We start from the raw sequence: 19,154 nt of genomic DNA on the forward strand, positions 1-19,154 counted from the left end.
CCCGGGCCCCCGGGTGGTCGACTACCGGTAGTCGACCACCCGGGGGCCCGGGCGCTTTGTGCGGGGCCTTTGCATATAGAGGTCAAAGAATATAAGCGGCAGTAGTATAGCGACTGTGGGAGTTGCTTAAACGTTTTATGCATGCGGGCAATAGCGCCGCTCCTCCTGTCTGGTTTCTCACGCCCATCTTCTCAATTGGAAGTAGGTTGTTTGCGGGTCGTCAGCGAAAGTGCCTAGTAAACAGGCAGCTAGGAAGCGCTTGCCAGAGCGTATGGGGGCAGTGTAGCGTGCTTGGGCAGGGCAGCAGCTTGCTGTCTGTGCCGCAAAACGGCTCCAGTCTCGGCTAGCTTCTATACCTTTTCATCACATTCTTCGAAAAAATATAAACGAATGGTGATAAATTATTTATATCATTACCGACTGTCGAGGGCATGTCCCTTTGACTCGCCGCTTGTTTCTCTCATGCGGTGCCTGCTCTCTGCCTACTAAATCCCACATATTTTCCTTCCAGATCATGGAAAAAAACACGTATGATGCTATTGTCATCGGGTCCGGTATTTCCGGCGGTATGGCAGCTAAAGAACTGACAGAGAAAGGTCTAAAGACCATTATGCTGGAGCGTGGCCGCAACATAGAACATATCAAGGACTATGTGAACGCCAACAAAGACCCATGGGAGTTTCCGCATCGAGGAGGCAAAACCCAGCAGATGATCGAGGATTACCCGGTGCTGAAGCGCGACTACACGCTCAACGAAAGCAACCTCGATTACTGGGTTAACGAAAAGGAAAGCCCCTATGTAGAAGTGAAGCCCTTCGACTGGTTTCGGGGCTACCATGTAGGTGGCCGCTCCCTGATGTGGGGCCGGCAGTCCTACCGGCTGAGCGACTACGATTTCGAAGCCAATGCCAAAGATGGTATTGCCGTCGATTGGCCGATTCGCTACAAGGATCTGGCGCCGTGGTACAGCAAGGTCGAGAAATTTGTGGGCATTAGCGGGTCCAAGGAAGGGCTGCCCCAACTCCCCGACGGCGAGTTTATGCCGCCCATGGAAATGAACATCGTGGAGAAGGATGTGGCCGCCCGCATCAAGAAAAACTACGAGCACCGGCGCATGGTGATTGGCCGCACGGCCAACATCACGCAAAACCACAACAACCGGGTAAGCTGCCAGTACCGCAACAAATGTTGGTTAGGCTGCCAGTTTGGAGCCTATTACAGCACCCAATCAGCCGCGTTGCCCGCAGCAGTAGCTACCGGCAACCTTACACTGCGTCCGTTTTCTATCGTTACCAAAATCCTCTACGACAAGGATACCAAGCGGGCTAAGGGCGTAGAGATATTAGACGCCGAAACCAACCAGACCTACGAATACTTCGCAAAGGTGATCTTCCTAAACGCCTCGGCCCTAAATTCGGCTTGGGTGTTAATGAATTCGGCTACTGATGTTTGGCCCGGCGGGCTAGGCAGCAGCAGCGGTGAATTGGGCCACAATCTGATGGACCACCACTTCCGGGCGGGTGCCCGGGGCACCGTGGAAGGCTACGACGACAAATACGTGTACGGCCGCCGCGCCAACGGTATTTACGTGCCACGTTTCCGCAACCTGTTCGGCGACAAGCGCGACTACATTCGCGGCTTTGGCTACCAGGGCAGCGCCGGCCGTGAAGGCTGGGCGCGCGAAATCCCCGAAATGAATATTGGTGGCGAGTTCAAGGACGCCCTAAGCGAGCCTGGCCAATGGAACATGGGCCTAACAGGTTTCGGCGAAACCCTGCCCTACCACGACAACCAAGTAACGCTCGACAAAACCAAGAAAGACAAGTGGGGTCTGCCCGTTCTTGCCATTGATGCCCATATCCGTGAAAACGAGCAGAAAATGCGCATCGATATGATGAATGATGCGCAGGAAATGCTGGAGAAGGCTGGTCTGAAGAACGTGAAAACCTACAACGGGGGCTACACCCTGGGTGGCGGCATCCATGAAATGGGTACCGCTCGCATGGGCCGCGACCCCAAAACGTCGGTGCTCAATGAGTTCAACCAAGTGTGGGACGCACCGAACGTGTACGTCACCGACGGCGCCGCCATGACGTCGGCTGCCTGCCAGAACCCTTCCCTGACCTATATGGCTCTCACCGCCCGGGCCGTGGATCATGCAGTGGGCGAGCTCAAAAAACAGAACGTTTAAGCCCCCACCGCTATGAATCGTAGAGACGCCCTCGCCAGAGTTGCCATCATCATGGGCAGCACCGTTATTGGTGCTGACGTATTCCTGACTGGCTGTTCTTCCCCCGCCAAAAAAGAAGCAAAAACCGATAAGCCGGTTGCCGCCACGAAACCCAAAGACCTGCTCAACCAGAGCCAGATTCAACTGCTCGATGAAGTGGGCGATACTATTTTGCCCGCCACCAAGACGCCCGGGGCCAAAGCCGCTCAAGTAGGCAGCTTCATGGCCGTTATGGTTCGGGACTGCTATCCGCCCGAAGATCAGAAGGCGTTTATGGCTGGCCTCACGCAGCTCGACAAAGACTGCCAGAAGCAGTACGGCAAAGGCTTTATGGCCCTTGATGCCACCCAGCGTACCGCCTTCCTAACTGAGCGCGACAAAGAGCAAAAAGCTTTTACTGCCAACGAGCGCAAGGACGACCCAAGCCGCTATTTCCGCATGATGAAGGAACTGACGTTGCTCGGTTACTTCACCTCGGAAGTTGGTGCCACCAAGGCATTGCGCTACTTGCCCGTACCCGGCCGCTACGACGGCAATGTGCCCTACAAAAAAGGCGATAGAGCCTGGGCCACAACCTAAAAGGCGCTGGTGCTGCCAGCGGAAGACCCATGATGCTGCGTGCGCATGGGGCAGGCCGCTAGCGTGGCAAATGCAAGGAAGTGCTACTGCTTCGGCGGCGCTGAGCAGCAGATTCGCAACAAGCAATGATTGTCAACTATATCTAGCCCCTCCTCACATGAGGAGGGGAGCTAGCCTTCTACACGCTAGAAGCGCTGCATCCGCAACAGATATGCTTCGGTGAATCGATAGGCCACTGGCTTATCGATTTCGCTTGAAATTTAAAGCCCCCAACCCACCCCGTATGAGCCCTGTCATTCGCTTTAAGTTATCCTTGATGATGTTCCTAGAGTTTTTCATCTGGGGCGCTTGGTTTGTTACGTTAGGGACCTACCTGCTGCAAAACCTGCACACCACCGGTACGCAGGTGGGCGTGGCGGTGCTCACGCAGTCCATCGGTGCCATCGTGGCGCCGTTCATCATTGGTTTGATTGCCGACCGGTTTTTCTCCGCCCAGAAGATTCTGGGTGTGCTGCATCTGGCGGGTGCGGCGTTGCTATGGCGGGCTTCGATGGCCGCTGATTTCAGCAGCTTCTACCCGAGCATCCTCACCTACATGATTCTGTATATGCCCACGTTGGCTTTGGTGAACTCCATTTCCTTCCGGCAGATGCAGAATCCGCAGAAGGAGTTTGCTATGATTCGGGTGTTGGGTACGCTGGGCTGGATTATTGCCGGCCTCACTATTGGCTGGCTGAACTGGGAGCAAAATGGCAACTTGGTGCTCACGTTCCGGATGGCAGCTGGCGCGTCGGCAATACTCGGGCTGTTTAGTTTCACCTTGCCCGCCACGCCACCCATCAAGAAAGAAGGCAAAAGCAGCATCGGCGACATGCTGGGCCTGGAAGCCGTTCGACTGCTTAAAAACCGTTCGTACCTGATTTTCTTCTTGGCTTCCATCGCCATTTGTGTACCGCTTTCCTTCTACTACGGCTTCACCAACCCCTTCCTCAACGAGTCGGGCATGAAATCGGCAGCGGGTGTGCAAAGCTTGGGGCAGGTATCGGAAGTGCTGTTTATGCTGCTGATTCCAGTTTTCTTTGTTCGGCTGGGCGTCAAGAAAATGCTAGCTATTGGCATGCTGGCCTGGGTGATTCGCTACCTGTTCTTTGCGTACGGCAACGGCGAGGCGTCGTACTGGATGCTGATTGCGGGCATTGTGCTGCACGGTATCTGCTACGATTTCTTCTTCGTAACCGGCCAGATTTACACCGACAACCTAGCCGGCGAGCAGTCGAAAAGCGCGGCGCAGGGCTTTATTACGCTGGCTACTTACGGCGTGGGAATGTTGCTGGGCTCGTTGCTTTCGGGCCAGATTGTGGACGCCCACAAAACCGCCGATAACCTGCACGACTGGCAAACCATCTGGCTGATTCCGGCCGGTATTGCGGCCGGGGTACTGGTGGCGTTCCTGCTGCTTTTCAAGGACCGGAATGCTCCTGCCGTGGCAACTGAAGAAATCAACTACGCCGAGGCGAATGCTCACCTGGAAGTGTAAGAATAAGAACCTCACAACTACCCTATGAAATTACGACTGGGCATGATCGGGGGAGGCCAAGGAGCCTTCATTGGGGCCGTGCACCGCCTGGCCGCCGCCCTCGACGGCTTATATGAATTGAAGGCTGGCGCTTTTAGCAGCGACGCCGAAAAGTCGCGGGCTACCGGCGTACTGCTGGGCCTGGCTCCCGACCGAGTGTATGCCTCCTACCAGGAGATGATAGCGCAGGAAAGCCAGCGGCCCGAAACCGAGCGGATTCAGGTTATTTCCATCGTGACGCCCAACCACATGCACTTCGAGCCCGCTCGGCTAGCCTTGGAAAGCGGCTTCCATGTGGTGCTAGACAAACCCATGACGTTTTCGCTGGCCGAGGCCAAGCAGCTAGCCGAAGTGGTAGCTGCCAGTGGCAAGAAGCTGTGTTTGACGCACACCTATTCCGGCTACCCCATGGTGAAGGAAGCGCGCCAACTGGTGGCTGCCGGCGCCCTTGGCAAGATCCGCAAGGTGTACGTGGAGTATCCGCAGGGCTGGCTCAGCGCCTTTGAGGAAGGCAGCGACAATAAGCAAGCTGCCTGGCGCACCGACCCCGCCCGTAGCGGTATTGCCGGCGCCATGGGCGACATTGGCACCCACGCCTTCAACTTGCTGGAGTACGTGTCGGGCTTGCAGGTCACGCAGCTGTGCGCCGATATCAACATTGTGGTGGAAGGCCGCCAACTCGATGATGATGGGGCTGTGCTGCTCAAACTCTCCAACGGCGCCAGCGCCGTGCTGACGGCGTCGCAGATTGCGGCCGGCGAGGAAAACAACGTTCGGATTCGGGTGTACGGCGAGCAGGGCGGCTTGGAATGGCAGCAAGTCGATGCCAACACCTTGTTGATGAAATGGTTGGACAGACCCGCGGAAATCCGGCGCACTGGCACCGGCTACGTTGGCTCATTCGCGCAGCACAATGCCCGCACTCCGGCTGGCCACCCCGAAGGCTACCTAGAGGCCTTTGCCAACTTGTACCGCAACTTCGCCCTAACTGTGCAAGCCGAGCTAGCCGGCGAAACAGCCTCCGCCGAAGCGCTAGACTACCCCAGCATAGAGGAAGGCGTACGAGGCATGGCCTTCATTGAAAATGTAATTGCCTCCGGCAAATCCGATAAAAAGTGGACTGCTTTCACGGTCTAATCAGCCTATGACTACTATTCAAGGACCTGCCATTTTTCTGGCTCAATTTGCCAGCGACCAAGCGCCGTTCCACAACCTGGAATCTATTTGTGCTTGGGCCGCGGGTTTAGGCTACAAAGGCGTTCAAGTGCCCACCAACGATACCCGTTACATCGATTTGCAGAAGGCGGCGGAAAGCAAAACCTACGCCGACGAAATAAACGGCATAGCGCAGGCTGCTGGGCTGCAAATCACCGAGCTGTCTACGCATTTGCAAGGGCAGTTGGTGGCCGTGAATCCGGTGTACGACCAGCTGTTTGATGGCTTTGCACCCGAGGCGTACCGCAACAACCCCACGGCCCGGCAGGAGTGGGCAGTGCAGCAGCTGCACTACGCTGCCAAAGCTTCGCAGAACCTAGGGCTGAAGGCACATGCTACATTCAGCGGTGCCCTGCTGTGGCCCATGGTGTACCCCTGGCCCCAGCGCCCAGCCGGCCTGGTTGATACAGGCTTCACGGAACTGGCCCGCCGCTGGACGCCGATACTCAACACGTTCGACGAATGCGGCATAGACTTGTGCTACGAGGTACACGCCGGCGAGGACCTGCACGATGGCATCAGCTACGAGATGTTTCTCGACAAAGTGAACCACCATCCACGGGCCTGCCTGCTCTATGACCCCTCGCACTTCATGTTGCAGTGCCTGGACTACCTGGAGTACATCGACCTGTACCACGAGCGAATTCGGATGTTCCACGTCAAGGATGCCGAGTTCAACCCCAGTGGCCGGCAGGGGGTGTACGGCGGCTACCAAAGCTGGCTCGACCGCGCCGGGCGCTTTCGCTCCCTCGGCGACGGGCAGGTTGATTTCAAGGCCATCTTCAGCAAAATGGCGCAGTACGACTTTCCGGGCTGGGCAGTGCTGGAATGGGAGTGCGCCCTCAAGCACCCCGAGGATGGAGCCCGCGAAGGTGCCACATTCATTCAGGACCACATCATTCGGGTTACGGACAAGGCCTTCGATGACTTTGCCGCTACTGCCACCGACTCTGACTTCAACAAAAAACTACTAGGGCTCTAAAACCACCCCTTTATGAAAAAGAACCTTCTGCTTTTCGGCTTAGGCGCACTGCTCGCCGCCTGCGGATCTGAACCTAAAAAAAAGGCCGACGACGCACCCACCATGCGCGAGGCGTCGGCTGCCGAACTCAATAGCGACAGTGTTTCGGCGGCTAACATGGCGGCTGTAGCCCACCAGCCCCAGATTGATACGAGCGTTACCAAAATCGGCAACGAGAAGACAGGCGGCATTATAGCTACCGGAGCCAAGCTGATAACGTCTTCTGACTGCACAAGCTGCCATAAGGAGCGCGAAAAGCTAGTAGGACCTGCCTACACCGCTGTGGCCGAGAAGTACCCTTCCAACGACGCCAACATCACAATGCTGGCCAACAAGATCATCCAAGGCGGTAAAGGCAACTGGGGCGAAATCCCTATGACGCCGCACCCAGGCCTGTCATTGGCCGACGCCAAGGAGATGAGCAAGTATATTCTTAGTATTAAGTAGTATGTACTTGGTATAAAAGCACTGTTCGGCTTCAGCGCCGGGAGTCGTTTCCTTCATGAAAATAACGTAAGCAACCTCGCCATGGCCCCGCTTCCCAACCGCCGAACGGTGATCAAAAATATCTTGGCCGGAACGGCGGCAGCAGGTACTACCGGTACACTAAGCGCTTTTATGCCCGCAACAGAGCAAGCACAACCGGCTAAATTGAAAAACAACATCAACCATTCGGTCTGTCGGTGGTGCTTCAATGACGTGCCGCTCGACGAGCTGTGCGCGGCAGCCAAGAGTATGGGCATCAAGGGCATCGATTTGGTGGGCCCTAAAGAGTGGCCGACGTTGAAAAAGCACGGTTTGGATTCGTCTATGTGCAATGGGGCCGAGATAAACCTGACCGACGGCTTCAACGACCCGCAGTACCACGCTACACTGTTCAAGAACTACTCGGAGATGATACCGCTGGTAGCCAAGGCCGGGTACAAAAACCTGATTTGCTTTAGCGGCAACCGCCGGGGCAAAGACGACGAAACCGGAATTGCCAACTGCGTGAAAGGTTTGGCCCCCTTGATGGACCTAGCCGCCAAGCACAAAGTAGTGCTGGTGATGGAGCTGCTCAACAGCAAAGTCAACCACCAAGACTACCAGTGCGACCGGACGGCTTGGGGAGTGGCACTTGCCAAAAAGCTGGGGTCCGAGCAGTTCAAGCTGCTCTACGACATCTACCACATGCAGATAGACGAAGGCGACGTTATCCGCAACATCACCGACCATCACGCCTACATTGCCCACTACCACACAGCAGGTGTGCCCGGCCGCAACGAAATCGACGATACGCAGGAGCTGTACTATCCGGCTATTATGCGGGCCATCAAGGCAACAGGGTTCAAAGGGTACGTAGCGCAGGAGTTTATGCCCAAGCAAGCCGACAAGCTGGCCTCCTTGCGCAAGGCCATCCAAATCTGCGACGTTTAGTTTTCACCTTCGGCAGCGGGCAACCGCTTCTACTTCTCTCCTCATGATGCAAAGAAGAGCGTTTCTCAAACAAGCGGGCCTGGTGTCGGCGCTTTCATTGATTGACCCGCGCGGCCTGTTTGCGGCTCCAGCACCCATGAAAATTGGTCTGCAGCTGTACACATTGCGAGAGTACATTGGCAAGGACGTGAAAGGCGTACTGGCTAAAATAGCTAAGGCCGGCTACCAAGAGGTGGAAACCTACGGCTATAGCAAGGAGAAAGGCTTCTGGGGCTTGAGTGCGCAAGAATTCAGTGCTGCTCTGAAAGCCAACGGCCTGACTTCTTCCAGTGGCCACTACGAGATGAACGGGTTTGTGCAAGACGGCAACCCGGAAGCGCTGAAAACATACATCGAGGCCGCCAAAATCTGTGGCCAAACTTATGTGGTAGTGCCCCACCTGAACGACCAGCTCCGCGCCACTCCCACCGATTTCAAGGCCGTTGCCGACAAGGTGAACAAGGCTGGGGAACTCTGCAAAGCGGCGGGCCTGCGGGTGGCATACCACAATCACGACTTCGAGTTCAAAACGGTAAGTGGCACGTCGTTGTATGATGTTCTGCTCAAAGAAACCGACCCCGCACTGGTTGATTTCGAGCTGGATTTGTACTGGGTGGTGCGGGCCGGCCTCGATCCGCTGAAGCTGATGGCCGCTCATCCAAAGCGCTTCACCATGTGGCACGTCAAGGACATGGACAAGGCAAAGCCGGAGCTGAACACGGAAGTGGGTGCGGGCTCCATTGACTTCAAAAAGATATTCCAAAGCGCTTCCACTTCCGGGCTCAAGCACATCTATATGGAGCAGGAGAACTTCGCCAAGGATGCCTTCCAAAGCATCACGCAAAGCGCCGCTTACATCAAAAAGAGCCTGCTGGTATAGAACAGCCGCTGCCGAATAGTGCCTACTGGCCAGGACGTGGCACTACACTTCCATTCCCGATTCCCGCAACTCCCACCTCCATTTCCATTCCTATGAAACGTTGCTTGGCTCTCTCTGCCTTACTGATTGGTAGCTTAGGTGTCGCTAGCGCCCAACAAACCGCCAAGCCCGAAGACACCGAAGTGTGGGAGCCCGTACCGAAAGTGGTAGTTCCAGGCAAAACCAGCAACGACGCCCCCGCAGACGCTTTGGTTCTGTTCGACGGCAAAAACCTCGACCAATGGGTGATGACCGACGACCGGAACACGCCCGCCAAGTGGACGGTAGCCAACGGGATGTTCACCGTGAAAAAGGACGTAGGCAACATTGAAACCAAGCGCTCCTTTACCAACTATCAACTGCACTTAGAGTGGCAAGTGCCCGCCAACATCAGTGGTACCGCGCAGGGCCGCGGCAACAGTGGGTTGTTTCTGGCGTCGTTGGGCAAAGGAGACTTAGGGTATGAGCTGCAGATTCTGGATTCGTACAACAACAAAACCTACGTCAATGGCATGGCGGGCAGCGTGTACAAGCAGATTATTCCGCTGGCCAACCCCACGCGCAAGCCCGGCGAGTGGCAGACGTACGATGTAATTTGGACTGCGCCCACATTCAGCGCTGCCGGGGCCATGGCCACCCCAGCCCGGGTAACGGTGTTGTTCAACGGCGTGTTGGTGCAAAACAACGTAGCTCTGCTAGGACCCACCGTGTATATCGGCAAGCCTGCCTACCAGAAACACGGTCCGGCTCCTATTAAGCTGCAAGCACACGGCGACAAGAGCGAACCGCTTAGCTTCCGCAACATCTGGATTCGGGAGCTTCCTACCGTTAGCCAGTAGAACCCCACGCAAAACGGCCCATCAGGCAGCGGCAAGCCGTGTCTGATGGGCCGTTTCAGTTCAACCAAGCGTCTACGCCAGGTTCTTCTTGATGTAGGCAATGCTCTTCGTTACGCTGTCGAAGGGCGAACCGGGCGTAGCGTCTTGCTCCACAAAGAAGTATTGCAAACCCGCTTTATCGGCTTGCGCGAAGATCTTCTTGAAGTCGATGCTGCCGTTGCCAACCTCCGTAAATGCCTTCTGGGGTGTTTTGTCCATGTCTTTGACGTGCCAAAGCGGGAAGCGGCCGGGGTGCTGCTGAAACAAGGCCAATGGGTCTTGGCCAGCTTTAGCCACCCAATACAGGTCTAGCTCCATCTGCACTAGTTTCTTGTCGGTGCCGCTCAGCAGGAGGTTATAGGGTAGTTGGCCGTCTTGGGCATTGAACTCGAAGTCGTGGTTGTGGTAGCAGAGTTGCAAGCCTGCCTTCTGGCACCGCTCGCCGGCCTTGTTGAGTTGGTCGGCCACGTATTTGTAATGGTCCATGTTGCCCCGCTCAGACTCCGAGAGGTAAGCGCACACCATGTATTTAACGCCGGCCGCTGCCGCATCGTCCACCGCCTTATCCCAGCCGTGCAGCATGGTGCCTTGTACGGGGGCGCCGTTCATCTGCTCTTCGCCCAAGCGGTAGTGGCTGCTGGGCATAATCAAGCCGTTCTGCTTGAGCAAGGCCGCAAACTCCTTGGGCGTCATGCCGTAAAATTTCTGCGAACCGGTGTAGGTAGCACCCTCCACCGAGTTGTACCCGATTTTAGCAAGCCGGGCCAAGGTGCCCGCTGGGTCTTTCTCCATGGCCTCGCGCACAGTGTACAGTTGGAGGCCTACATAGCGCTTGTTGTAAGCCAGCAAGGAAGGCGAAACCAATAGGCCGGCGGAGAGAAGTGCCGCGGAGGTGAGGAAGGATCTACGAGTGGTCATGAGCTTGGTGGGTTATAAAAAGGATGTTGGCCGTGGGAGCCAGGTGGAAGTGCACAGCAAGATAGGATTCTCTGCCATATAGCAGCCCAACCAACTGATTTGCCGTTGCCTAAGGCGAGAAACATGCCAAGCTTTCAGGGTGGAGAGAAATAGCGCCTGGCCTTTGCTGTCGCCCTTTGCGCTGCCACCAGCCACCGTTGCTAAATGCCGCCAATAGTTGTCTGTAAATAGTTGGTTATTGCCAATGCCTTAGCGTGGTAAGCCGCTGCATTTTTTCGTTCTCGAATCTCTTTCACCCTCTTCCCAACTATGCCCACTTCCCGCCGTCGTTTCCTGCAAGACGCCACCACCTTGGCGGCTGCCCTAACCGTAGCTCCTGGCCTACTGGCCGCTGAGCGCGCAAAAGCGCCTTTCTTCGAGATATCCTTGGCAGAATGGTCGTTGCACAAGTCATTGTTTGCCAACAAAATCAGTAACCTCGACTTTCCAGTCATTGCCAAAAAGCAGTTTGGTATTAGTGTGGTCGAGTACGTCAACCAGTTTTTCAAGGACAAAGCAAAAGACCAGCAGTATCTGAGTGAGCTGCGCCAACGCTGCCTCGACAACGGTGTGAAGAACCACTTGATTATGATAGATGGGGAAGGCGATTTAGGGTCAACCAACCAACAGGAGCGAACAACGGCCGTGGAAAACCACTACAAATGGGTGGATGCCGCCAAGTACCTCGGCTGCCAGACCGTGCGGGTGAATGCCTTCGGCAAAGGATCGGCCACCGACGTGCAGCAAGCCGCCACCGACGGGCTAGGCAAACTGAGCGAATATGCTCAACAAGCCGGCTTGAACGTGATAGTGGAAAACCACGGTAGCTACAGCTCCAACGGGCAGTGGCTTCTAAAAACGATTCAGCAAGTCAACAAGCCCAACGTGGGTATCCTGCCCGACTTCGGCAACTTCTGCATCCGGCGCGACACCGGCGAGCTGTACCGGGGCAACTGCATTGAAGAGTACGACAAGTACCAGGCAGTGAAAGAGTGGATGCCCGTCTCGAAAGGTATCAGTGCCAAGACCTTCGACTTCGACGCCAAAGGCAATTGCGTGGAAACCGACTACTACAAGATGTTCAAGATCATCAAAGATTCGGGCTTCAAAGGCTACGTGGGCATAGAATACGAAGGCGAGAAAACACCCGAAGCCGAAGGCATCACCAAGACCAAGCAGCTGCTAGAAAAAATAGCAAAGAGCCTCGGCTAAGCTGGTTGTGGTAGCAGGCTTCTCAGCTTAATGCAAGTGCGTGAAACTCGCGCTGCTTCACCTACGGGCTTGCGCTTTCTCGCTAGTCACGACCAACTAGTATAAAATCAAAACGACCGGAGTTCCTCGCTCCGGTCGTTTTGCAGTATAGCCTCAGATAAGTATAGATAGCGCTTAATTCATAGAAAGCTTTTGCATCGGATTAGCAGAGCCGTTGCTTACGGCCTGTAGAGCCTGCTTCACTTCAATGTCCTGCTCGTGTAATACTGCGTAGTAAGTCGGCTTGCCGTAGGCGCTGCGTGCAATGTGCGCCTTGAGCTGGTTGCGCAACAAGTTGGCGCAACGGCGCAAATGAGTGGGGTTGGCTGGCATTCCGTCACGGGCCGCCAGTTCAGCTAAACCCTGCAGCTGTGCGTCGCTGATGCGGAAAGTGGTCAGAAACTGCTCGGGCTTTAGCGCTTCCAGTTCCACCTTGTGCTCTTGAAAGTAGTTCAGGGCGTATTCTCGCACCAGATTGTGGCTCTGCAGGCGCGTATAGTATGCCGAGAAAGCGGAAGTATCACGAGGTACAAACAAGTCGGGCATAATACCGCCGCCGCCGTACACTGTGCGCCCGTGGTCGGTGTGGAAGCGCAACGAATCAGCAAAATGAATACTGTCAGCGTGGAATAGTTCTCCGTGGCGCAGGCGGTTCTGAAGGTCCTGCTCGTAAGCAGCCAAGCCCTTCCGGTATGACTTCTGGATACTGCGGCCGGAAGGAGTGTAGTAACGCGCAATAGTCAGGCGCAACTCAGAGCCATCGTTCAAAGCTATAGGCTGCTGCACCAAGCCTTTGCCGTATGTGCGGCGACCAACTACCAAGGCGCGATCATGGTCTTGCAATGCGCCAGCTACCACCTCGGCGGCGGAGGCACTGCCTTCATCCACGAGCACCACCAACGGGCCTTGCTCGAACTCACCAGCTACCCGCGAAAAGGTTTGTGTATCGTACTGGTCGCCTTTGCCGTCCGTGTACACAATCTTGCGGGTGCCACCAATAAACTCGTCGGTTAGCTTGGTGGCGCGGTCGAGGTAACCGCCAGGGTTGCCGCGCAAATCCAGCACCAAGCTGGTCATTCCCTGCCGGCGAAGGTCGCCGAGGGCTTGCTTGAACTCATCGAAAGTGCCATTAGCAAAGCGACTCACTTTGATGTAGCCCGTCTGCTTGTCAAGCAGATATGCTACATCAATTGAGTTGTTGGGAATGCGGTTGCGCAGCACAGCTACATTCAACGGCTTAGCCTGATGGCGGCGTAGCAGTTGCAGAACAACCTTCGAGCCGCGTGGTCCACGCAGCTTGCCAAACATCACCTCCGTGGTGATGTGCATTCCCGATACCCGCTCACCGTTCACGGCCAGAATACGGTCGCCGGGCTGCAAACCTGACAGCTCGGCCGGGCCACCGCTCAGCGGGGCCACTACCGTTACGGTATCGTGAAAGATGTTGAACTCCACACCGACTCCATCAAAATCGCTCTGCAGAAAAGAAGATGCTTGCTGCTGTTGCTTGGCGGGAATGAAGACGGAGTGCGGGTCGAGTTGTTCCAACATCCGGCCAATCGCATAGTCCGATAATGCTTCTGCATCCACTGAATCCACATAGTCGCGGTCTACATAGCTCAAAATTTCCTTGAACTTGAGGTAGCCGCGGGCTGTGCCGTCAGGGTTTTGGTTGGAGGGTCGGAAAGGGTTAGCCCCCACCAACACCCCACAAGCCAAGGTCAGAGCTAGCAACAGCGGCTGCCGTACCTGCCGCCACGAGTTGCGAGGCAGGTTGTTTGGGGCAGACTTCACCTGGGGCGTAGACTCTGTTGCCATATGACACTGGAGAGAGGGAGAAGATCAGACTGTGAATGATGCTGTAAGAACTGCTGAGCATTCAAAAATATTAAAACTTTTCTAAGAAATTGAGGCTGTTTCTAGGTGTATATGAATTTTCAAATAACAATGCAATTTGTTCTTTATTTTCATCAAGATATTCGTCGAAAATGCTGTTTGCTCACATCGCCAACACACGATAAGGGCTGCAATGGCGTAGCTTTATTTTATGATTTTATGGATATGTTCCGTTAGTGGCTTCCTCACGTGGTAGTAGGGAATGCAGATAGTTATAGCAGTGGCAGTAAAATGATGATATTCGGTCGGTTCTAATGGTCCGTTGTATCTTTGAGGCAGCAGCCACACTGGCTCCGCTGTAGCCTCACTCTGAATATCTTTCCGCAATGGGCCGTATTCTCGCCATTGATTATGGCAACAAACGTGTCGGACTTGCCGTGACGGATCCGCTCCAGCTTATTGCCACGCCCCTCGACACGGTCCATAGCAAAGACCTACTCGTGTATCTGAAAGCGTATCATCAGCGTGAGCCACTAGCCGCGTTGGTGGTGGGTATGCCCAAGACGCTGCTTAACGAAGCCACAGACAGCACTAGTGCGGTGGTAGGCCTATTGCGGAGTCTGCGCCGGGAGTTTCCGGAAGTGCCTGTGCACGAGATAGACGAGCGGTTCACCTCGCGTATGGCCCACGCTGCTATGCTGGCGGGTGGCCTAACCAAAAAAGACCGCCGCGACAAAGCAACCGTAGACCGGGTGAGTGCTACCCTCATTCTGCAATCTTTTCTTGAATCCCGATGATTTACCCCATTGTTGCCTTTGGCGACCCCGTATTAAAAACCCGCGCCAAAGACATTCCGCAAGATTTTCCGGCCAGTGAGCTCAAGCAAATCGTGCAGGACATGTTCGAAACTATGTACCACGCCCACGGCGTAGGGCTAGCTGCCCCACAAGTAGGCAAGAGCATCCGTTTGTTTGTCATTGATTCGGAGCCAATGATTGACACCGAGGATGAGGAAACTGGCGAGGTGCTGCCCGATGCGGAGAAACCAGTGAAACGCGCCTTCATCAACCCCCAAATGGTAAGCGAAACCGGCGAGGAATGGGGCTTCGAAGAGGGCTGCCTGAGTATTCCTGGGGTGCGCGAAATGGTGTATCGCCACGAAAGCATCGTGCTTCGCTACGAAGACGAAAACCGCCAACTTCACGAAGAAGCCTTTAGCGGCATGACGGCCCGTGTTATTCAGCACGAATACGACCACCTCGAAGGCGTACTGTTTACGGACCTGATTTCCGGTTTCAAAAAGCAGCTCATCAAAGGCAAGCTCACGCGCATCAGCAAAGGAGACGTAAACGCCGACTATCGCATGCGCTTCACAGGCCAAGGCCGACGCTAAGAGCCTGTTTAACTGCCACCGCAACACAGGCATAGATGCGGCAAAGGCAGAGAAAGCAAATGATTCAGCTCTAATGCTGCCGTTGATCTTTATGCGTGTTTTGTATAGGATTGAGGAATAAGGGTTATGCTATAAGATAGGATTGGCTAATGAAAAAACTTCCGTTTCTGTTGCTTTTGGCATTGCTTCTACTGCCTCAGCAGCCGCAGGCGTGGGGTTTTTTCGGACACCGACTCATCAACCGGCTGGCGGTGTTTACGCTGCCACCGGAGATGATAGGGTTCTACAAAACTAATATCGAATACCTCACCGAAAACGCCACCCGGCCGGATTCCCGTCGCGCTGTGGTTCCCGGTGAAGCCGCCCGCCACTTCTTGGATGTTGATGTGTATGGAGACTCGGCTCTATCTAAGCTGCCCCGCTCGTATGCCGATGCGGTAGCCAAATACGGTGAGGATTCCTTGATGCGGCATGGCATTGTGCCGTGGCAAGTGGTACGGATGAAAAGTCAACTTACTGAAGCCTTCCGCCAGCGCGATGCCGACAGAATTCTAAGTTTGTCGGCTGATTTGGGCCACTACGTAGCTGATGCTTGCGTTCCGTTGCACACCACCCACAACTACAACGGCCAGCTGACCGGCCAGCGCGGTATCCATGGCTTGTGGGAGTCTCGGCTGCCGGAAATCTTGGCCGCCAACTACGACTTCTTCACGGGTCCTGCGCCTTACCTGGAGTCGCCGTCCAAGACCATCTGGGCTGCTGTGGCGCGCTCCAACGCCGCCGTCGATTCGGTGTTGCGGTTTGAAAAGGAAGTGACCAACAAGTTTGCCGACGATAAGAAGTACGGCTTCGAGGAACGCAACAACCAGACGGTACGGGTATACTCGCGAGAGTTCAGCCGGGAGTATCATCAGCGGCTGGCCGGCCAAGTGGAGCGGCAGATGCGGCTGGCCCAACGACTAATTGGGGCCTTCTGGTACACCTGCTGGGTGGATGCCGGGCAGCCCGACCTAGACAAACTACCCAAGCAACCTTCGCAGAAAGAGCAGCTTCGCTTAGCTCAGGAGGCCAAAGAGTTGCAGCAGGCGCCTACCGTTGTAGTGCCGGGCCATGAGGAGTAACGCGCAACACCAGAATTAAACTAGCTTCTTTTGGTACTGCCAAGAGAGTAAAGATTTATAGTGGAACTTTGTGGCTTGTCTGATTGCTGAACAGATTCTATGCCTAGCTCCGCTTTTCTAGCTCAACCTCTCCAACCCGGCGACTATTACCTCACACCGGAAGGCTATATGGTTTTCACAGAGCAATATCACCGTCGCCGGGGCAGCTGCTGCGGTAACGGGTGTCGGCATTGCCCTTGGCGCAAAAACAAAGCAGACAAGTAGCAAACCCCACTTTGTCTCCTAGTGCCGATTGAACCAAGCTGTAGCGTAGAGTGGCTGGCAGGGCGACTTACTTGGCCCGTAGCGAGGCTCGAAGCCTGCTTTCCACTGCAGAAAGCAGGCTTTAGAATTTTAGTGGCACAAACTGATACAGCGCCTTCAGTGTAAGAAAGAATAGTTGCGAGGAGTAGCTTGGCTGTTGCAGATGAGTCGGCAGCTGATAGAGCCACGAGAGTTTCTAAGCTTCTCTTTTCGGCCTTGCAAGCACCCTACAAAAGAAAGTACAATACTTTCCTATCGACTTGTTGAGGAAGCATTTGGCTATTGTCAAACTTATACCGATATTTGCGCCCCTGTTTCCAGCATTGTAACATCAACCTTCAGATATCATGGCCCGAGTTTGTGATTTGACCGGCAAGCGTACCCGCGTAGGCAACAACGTGTCGCACGCTAACAACAAGACCAAACGCAAATTCTACCCGAATTTGCAGAAGAAGCGCTTCTACATTCCCGAGGAGGATTCTTGGGTAACGTTGAAAGTAGCGACTAGCACCATCCGTACCATCAACAAGAACGGCATCATGTCGGTCCTGAAGAAGGCCAAGGAGCAAGGCTTCATCGTTTACTAGTCCGGCAAACAGCCAACTCTAGAGCGAGCATCTTATCTGACGCGTACCCGAACTGAAAAGCAATTTTTGGTTCGGGTACGCGTCTTTGTTGTGTTCACCCTAGCTTCGTTCACGTGCTCCTACCTTCTGCCATGACCCGGTTTTTACGCCCGCTGCTACTGGCCTTTGTCTTAACTGCCTCATTGGCTGAAGCTAGTGCTCAACGCGCGGCGGGAGCAGGCCGCCCCGCCGACTTTCTAGACCCTGCCTTCCACAAAAGCCGCCGCGAGTTGCTGCGGCAGGCCTTGCCTGCGGGCTCGGCTGCCGTGCTGTTTGCGGCCCCAACCCGCACCCGGGCCAATGATGTCAGCTATATCTATCATCAGCACCCGGACTTCTATTATCTAACTGGTTATGATGAGCCGGATGCGGTTCTGGTGCTTTTCAAGGAGCCCCAAACGGTAGGAGGGCAGGTCGGCGTTACGGAAGCGCTGTTTGTGCAACCTCGCGACCCGAAAGCGGAAGTTTGGACGGGCCGCCGGTTGGGAGAGGAAGGTGCCAAGCAGCAACTCAAACTGCAATTCGTTGCCAACAACACCAGCTTTAGTGGGGCTGGCATTCGGTGGGTGGACTTTCAGCACATCCATTTCCTGGACTTGCCCACCGATGTGCGCGACGATGCCCAAGACCCCGCCGACCTCTTTGACCTAATAGCCACTTTCCGCCAGCAAGCTGGAATTCCGGCAACTTCCGATGGCGGGAAGGCCGAACTGTATCATTCGGTGGAGCGCTACGGCGTCACGAATGCGGCCAGCGTCAAAATGTACGTGGAGCGTCAGATGAAAGCACATCCTGTCCTAGCTGCTGATACCTATTTGCAGGGCTACCTGCAAGCGACTACGGATACCGAACGCCAGAAAGCAATGGCGGCCCGCCCCACTAGCCGCTTCGAAAGTAGCGTGTTGAATAATGCGTTAAACGAGTTGCGGGCCGTCAAGACCCCGGAAGAGCTGAGCTTGCTGCGCCGGGCCATTCGCATCAGCACGGTGGGGCAGCAAGAGGTGATGAAAGCGTTGCGCCCCGAAATGGGCGAGATGGAAGTGCAAGGCCTACACGAATACGTGTACAAAAAGTACGGTGCAGAGTTTGAGGGCTACCCGAGCATTGTAGGCGCTGGCAACAACGGTTGCATTCTTCACTACGAAACCAACGACAAGCCCCACGTCGGTAATGATCTGGTGCTGATGGATTGCGGTGCCGAATACCACGGCTACACGGCTGATGTAACTCGCACGGCTCCGCCATCTGGTAAATTCAGCGCTGCCCAGCGGCAGATATATGAGTTGGTGCTGGCGGCGCAAGACGCGGCTATCAAGGAATGCAAGCCCGGTAACGACTTTCAGGCTCCCAACAAAGCGGCTCAAAAGACGGTGGCGGATGGTCTGATCAAACTGGGTATCATTCAGAAGCCAGAAGAAATGCGCCGATATTTCCCGCATGGCACCAGCCACTACTTAGGCCTTGATGTGCACGACCGAGGACCCTATGGACCCTTGAAAGCCGGCAACGTTATTACGGTGGAGCCGGGGATTTATATTCCAGAGGGGAGCCCCTGCGACCAGAAATGGTGGAATATTGGAGTCCGAATTGAAGACGACGTACTCATCACGGCCACGGGTGCCGAAAACCTTTCCAAAGAAGCTCCACGCACCGTAGCAGAGGTGGAAGCCATGATGGCCAAACCCAGTGTCCTCGATGATTTCAAGCTTCCAAAGCTGTAAATAGTTGAATAGCTGAATCGTTAAATAAGAAGGTGAACGGTACTTCGTTTGGGCAGCAACCATTTAACAATTC

General features: G+C 55.0%; 18 protein-coding genes. 16 read left to right on the forward strand and 2 right to left on the reverse strand.

Annotated features, from left to right (window positions below; all coding sequences use genetic code 11):
• Positions 1-514 precede the first annotated feature (514 nt).
• The 9 genes from MTX78_RS00705 to MTX78_RS00745 all read left to right on the forward strand — a co-directional run bounded on the left by MTX78_RS00705 (position 515) and on the right by MTX78_RS00745 (position 9,834).
• On the forward strand, positions 515-2,191 hold the full coding sequence (locus MTX78_RS00705) for a GMC oxidoreductase (protein ID WP_243798991.1): 1,677 nt from the start codon (positions 515-517) through the stop codon (positions 2,189-2,191).
• A 12-nt stretch (positions 2,192-2,203) separates the two neighbouring features.
• Positions 2,204-2,809, forward strand: a complete 606-nt coding sequence (locus MTX78_RS00710) for a gluconate 2-dehydrogenase subunit 3 family protein (protein WP_243798992.1) — start codon at positions 2,204-2,206, stop codon at positions 2,807-2,809.
• Positions 2,810-3,092: 283 nt separating this feature from the next.
• Positions 3,093-4,346 (forward strand): nucleoside permease, encoded by a 1,254-nt coding sequence (locus MTX78_RS00715; RefSeq protein WP_243798994.1) that lies wholly within the window; start codon positions 3,093-3,095, stop codon positions 4,344-4,346.
• A gap of 24 nt (positions 4,347-4,370) precedes the next feature.
• Positions 4,371-5,522 (forward strand): Gfo/Idh/MocA family protein, encoded by a 1,152-nt coding sequence (locus MTX78_RS00720; protein WP_243798996.1) that lies wholly within the window; start codon positions 4,371-4,373, stop codon positions 5,520-5,522.
• A 7-nt stretch (positions 5,523-5,529) separates the two neighbouring features.
• Entirely contained in the window at positions 5,530-6,582 is a 1,053-nt protein-coding gene (locus MTX78_RS00725; RefSeq protein WP_243798998.1) for a sugar phosphate isomerase/epimerase family protein, read from the forward strand.
• 12 nt (positions 6,583-6,594) lie between these two features.
• A complete protein-coding gene (locus tag MTX78_RS00730) occupies positions 6,595-7,068 on the forward strand; it encodes a c-type cytochrome (RefSeq protein ID WP_243799000.1) in 474 nt (157 codons plus the stop codon).
• A gap of 81 nt (positions 7,069-7,149) precedes the next feature.
• Complete coding sequence (locus tag MTX78_RS00735) at positions 7,150-8,037, forward strand: hydroxypyruvate isomerase family protein (protein WP_243799002.1); 888 nt, start codon at positions 7,150-7,152, stop codon at positions 8,035-8,037.
• A 43-nt stretch (positions 8,038-8,080) separates the two neighbouring features.
• Complete coding sequence (locus MTX78_RS00740; protein ID WP_243799004.1) at positions 8,081-8,956, forward strand: sugar phosphate isomerase/epimerase family protein; 876 nt, start codon at positions 8,081-8,083, stop codon at positions 8,954-8,956.
• A gap of 92 nt (positions 8,957-9,048) precedes the next feature.
• Positions 9,049-9,834: a 3-keto-disaccharide hydrolase gene (locus MTX78_RS00745; RefSeq protein ID WP_243799006.1), complete on the forward strand. Its 786-nt coding sequence runs from the start codon at positions 9,049-9,051 to the stop codon at positions 9,832-9,834.
• Between the two features lie 72 nt (positions 9,835-9,906).
• Here MTX78_RS00745 and MTX78_RS00750 read toward each other — a convergent pair whose 3' ends face one another.
• Entirely contained in the window at positions 9,907-10,791 is an 885-nt protein-coding gene (locus tag MTX78_RS00750) for a sugar phosphate isomerase/epimerase family protein (RefSeq protein ID WP_243799007.1), read from the reverse strand.
• Between the two features lie 309 nt (positions 10,792-11,100).
• On the opposite strand from MTX78_RS00750, the gene MTX78_RS00755 reads away from it, so the two are divergent.
• Positions 11,101-12,042 (forward strand): sugar phosphate isomerase/epimerase family protein, encoded by a 942-nt coding sequence (locus MTX78_RS00755; RefSeq protein ID WP_243799009.1) that lies wholly within the window; start codon positions 11,101-11,103, stop codon positions 12,040-12,042.
• 174 nt (positions 12,043-12,216) lie between these two features.
• Here the strand turns inward: MTX78_RS00755 and MTX78_RS00760 are convergent, their stop codons facing one another.
• Positions 12,217-13,899, reverse strand: a complete 1,683-nt coding sequence (locus MTX78_RS00760; RefSeq protein WP_243799011.1) for a S41 family peptidase — start codon at positions 13,897-13,899, stop codon at positions 12,217-12,219.
• Positions 13,900-14,303: 404 nt separating this feature from the next.
• Between MTX78_RS00760 and ruvX the strand changes: the two genes are divergently transcribed.
• From ruvX to MTX78_RS00790, 6 genes are all read left to right on the forward strand, one after another.
• Positions 14,304-14,714, forward strand: a complete 411-nt coding sequence (gene ruvX, locus MTX78_RS00765) for a Holliday junction resolvase RuvX (RefSeq protein WP_243799013.1) — start codon at positions 14,304-14,306, stop codon at positions 14,712-14,714.
• Entirely contained in the window at positions 14,711-15,310 is a 600-nt protein-coding gene (def, locus tag MTX78_RS00770) for a peptide deformylase (protein ID WP_243799014.1), read from the forward strand. Before ruvX ends, def begins: the two co-directional genes overlap by 4 nt.
• Positions 15,311-15,459: 149 nt before the next feature.
• Positions 15,460-16,431 carry a zinc dependent phospholipase C family protein gene (locus MTX78_RS00775; RefSeq protein WP_243799016.1) on the forward strand — a complete coding sequence of 324 codons (972 nt, stop codon included), beginning with the start codon at positions 15,460-15,462 and terminating at the stop codon, positions 16,429-16,431.
• Positions 16,432-16,599: 168 nt separating this feature from the next.
• Positions 16,600-16,695, forward strand: coding sequence for a DUF5522 domain-containing protein (locus MTX78_RS25320; RefSeq protein WP_317258945.1), 96 nt, complete (start codon positions 16,600-16,602; stop codon positions 16,693-16,695).
• Between the two features lie 386 nt (positions 16,696-17,081).
• Positions 17,082-17,321 (forward strand): 50S ribosomal protein L28, encoded by a 240-nt coding sequence (rpmB, locus tag MTX78_RS00785; protein ID WP_022825070.1) that lies wholly within the window; start codon positions 17,082-17,084, stop codon positions 17,319-17,321.
• Positions 17,322-17,452: 131 nt separating this feature from the next.
• Positions 17,453-19,081, forward strand: a complete 1,629-nt coding sequence (locus MTX78_RS00790; RefSeq protein ID WP_243799020.1) for an aminopeptidase P N-terminal domain-containing protein — start codon at positions 17,453-17,455, stop codon at positions 19,079-19,081.
• The last annotated feature ends 73 nt before the right edge of the window (positions 19,082-19,154 follow it).

Origin of the sequence: Hymenobacter tibetensis (genome assembly GCF_022827545.1) — a bacterium.
In the GTDB taxonomy this organism is placed as follows: domain Bacteria; phylum Bacteroidota; class Bacteroidia; order Cytophagales; family Hymenobacteraceae; genus Hymenobacter; species Hymenobacter tibetensis.

Coding starts and splice junctions, on each gene's coding strand:
- MTX78_RS00705 (WP_243798991.1), top strand. CDS start 515: ATGGAAAAAAACACGTATGATGCTATTGTCATCGGGTCCGGTATTTCC.
- MTX78_RS00710 (WP_243798992.1), top strand. CDS start 2,204: ATGAATCGTAGAGACGCCCTCGCCAGAGTTGCCATCATCATGGGCAGC.
- MTX78_RS00715 (WP_243798994.1), top strand. CDS start 3,093: ATGAGCCCTGTCATTCGCTTTAAGTTATCCTTGATGATGTTCCTAGAG.
- MTX78_RS00720 (WP_243798996.1), top strand. CDS start 4,371: ATGAAATTACGACTGGGCATGATCGGGGGAGGCCAAGGAGCCTTCATT.
- MTX78_RS00725 (WP_243798998.1), top strand. CDS start 5,530: ATGACTACTATTCAAGGACCTGCCATTTTTCTGGCTCAATTTGCCAGC.
- MTX78_RS00730 (WP_243799000.1), top strand. CDS start 6,595: ATGAAAAAGAACCTTCTGCTTTTCGGCTTAGGCGCACTGCTCGCCGCC.
- MTX78_RS00735 (WP_243799002.1), top strand. CDS start 7,150: ATGGCCCCGCTTCCCAACCGCCGAACGGTGATCAAAAATATCTTGGCC.
- MTX78_RS00740 (WP_243799004.1), top strand. CDS start 8,081: ATGATGCAAAGAAGAGCGTTTCTCAAACAAGCGGGCCTGGTGTCGGCG.
- MTX78_RS00745 (WP_243799006.1), top strand. CDS start 9,049: ATGAAACGTTGCTTGGCTCTCTCTGCCTTACTGATTGGTAGCTTAGGT.
- MTX78_RS00750 (WP_243799007.1), bottom strand. CDS start 10,791: ATGACCACTCGTAGATCCTTCCTCACCTCCGCGGCACTTCTCTCCGCC.
- MTX78_RS00755 (WP_243799009.1), top strand. CDS start 11,101: ATGCCCACTTCCCGCCGTCGTTTCCTGCAAGACGCCACCACCTTGGCG.
- MTX78_RS00760 (WP_243799011.1), bottom strand. CDS start 13,899: ATGGCAACAGAGTCTACGCCCCAGGTGAAGTCTGCCCCAAACAACCTG.
- ruvX (WP_243799013.1), top strand. CDS start 14,304: ATGGGCCGTATTCTCGCCATTGATTATGGCAACAAACGTGTCGGACTT.
- def (WP_243799014.1), top strand. CDS start 14,711: ATGATTTACCCCATTGTTGCCTTTGGCGACCCCGTATTAAAAACCCGC.
- MTX78_RS00775 (WP_243799016.1), top strand. CDS start 15,460: ATGAAAAAACTTCCGTTTCTGTTGCTTTTGGCATTGCTTCTACTGCCT.
- MTX78_RS25320 (WP_317258945.1), top strand. CDS start 16,600: ATGGTTTTCACAGAGCAATATCACCGTCGCCGGGGCAGCTGCTGCGGT.
- rpmB (WP_022825070.1), top strand. CDS start 17,082: ATGGCCCGAGTTTGTGATTTGACCGGCAAGCGTACCCGCGTAGGCAAC.
- MTX78_RS00790 (WP_243799020.1), top strand. CDS start 17,453: ATGACCCGGTTTTTACGCCCGCTGCTACTGGCCTTTGTCTTAACTGCC.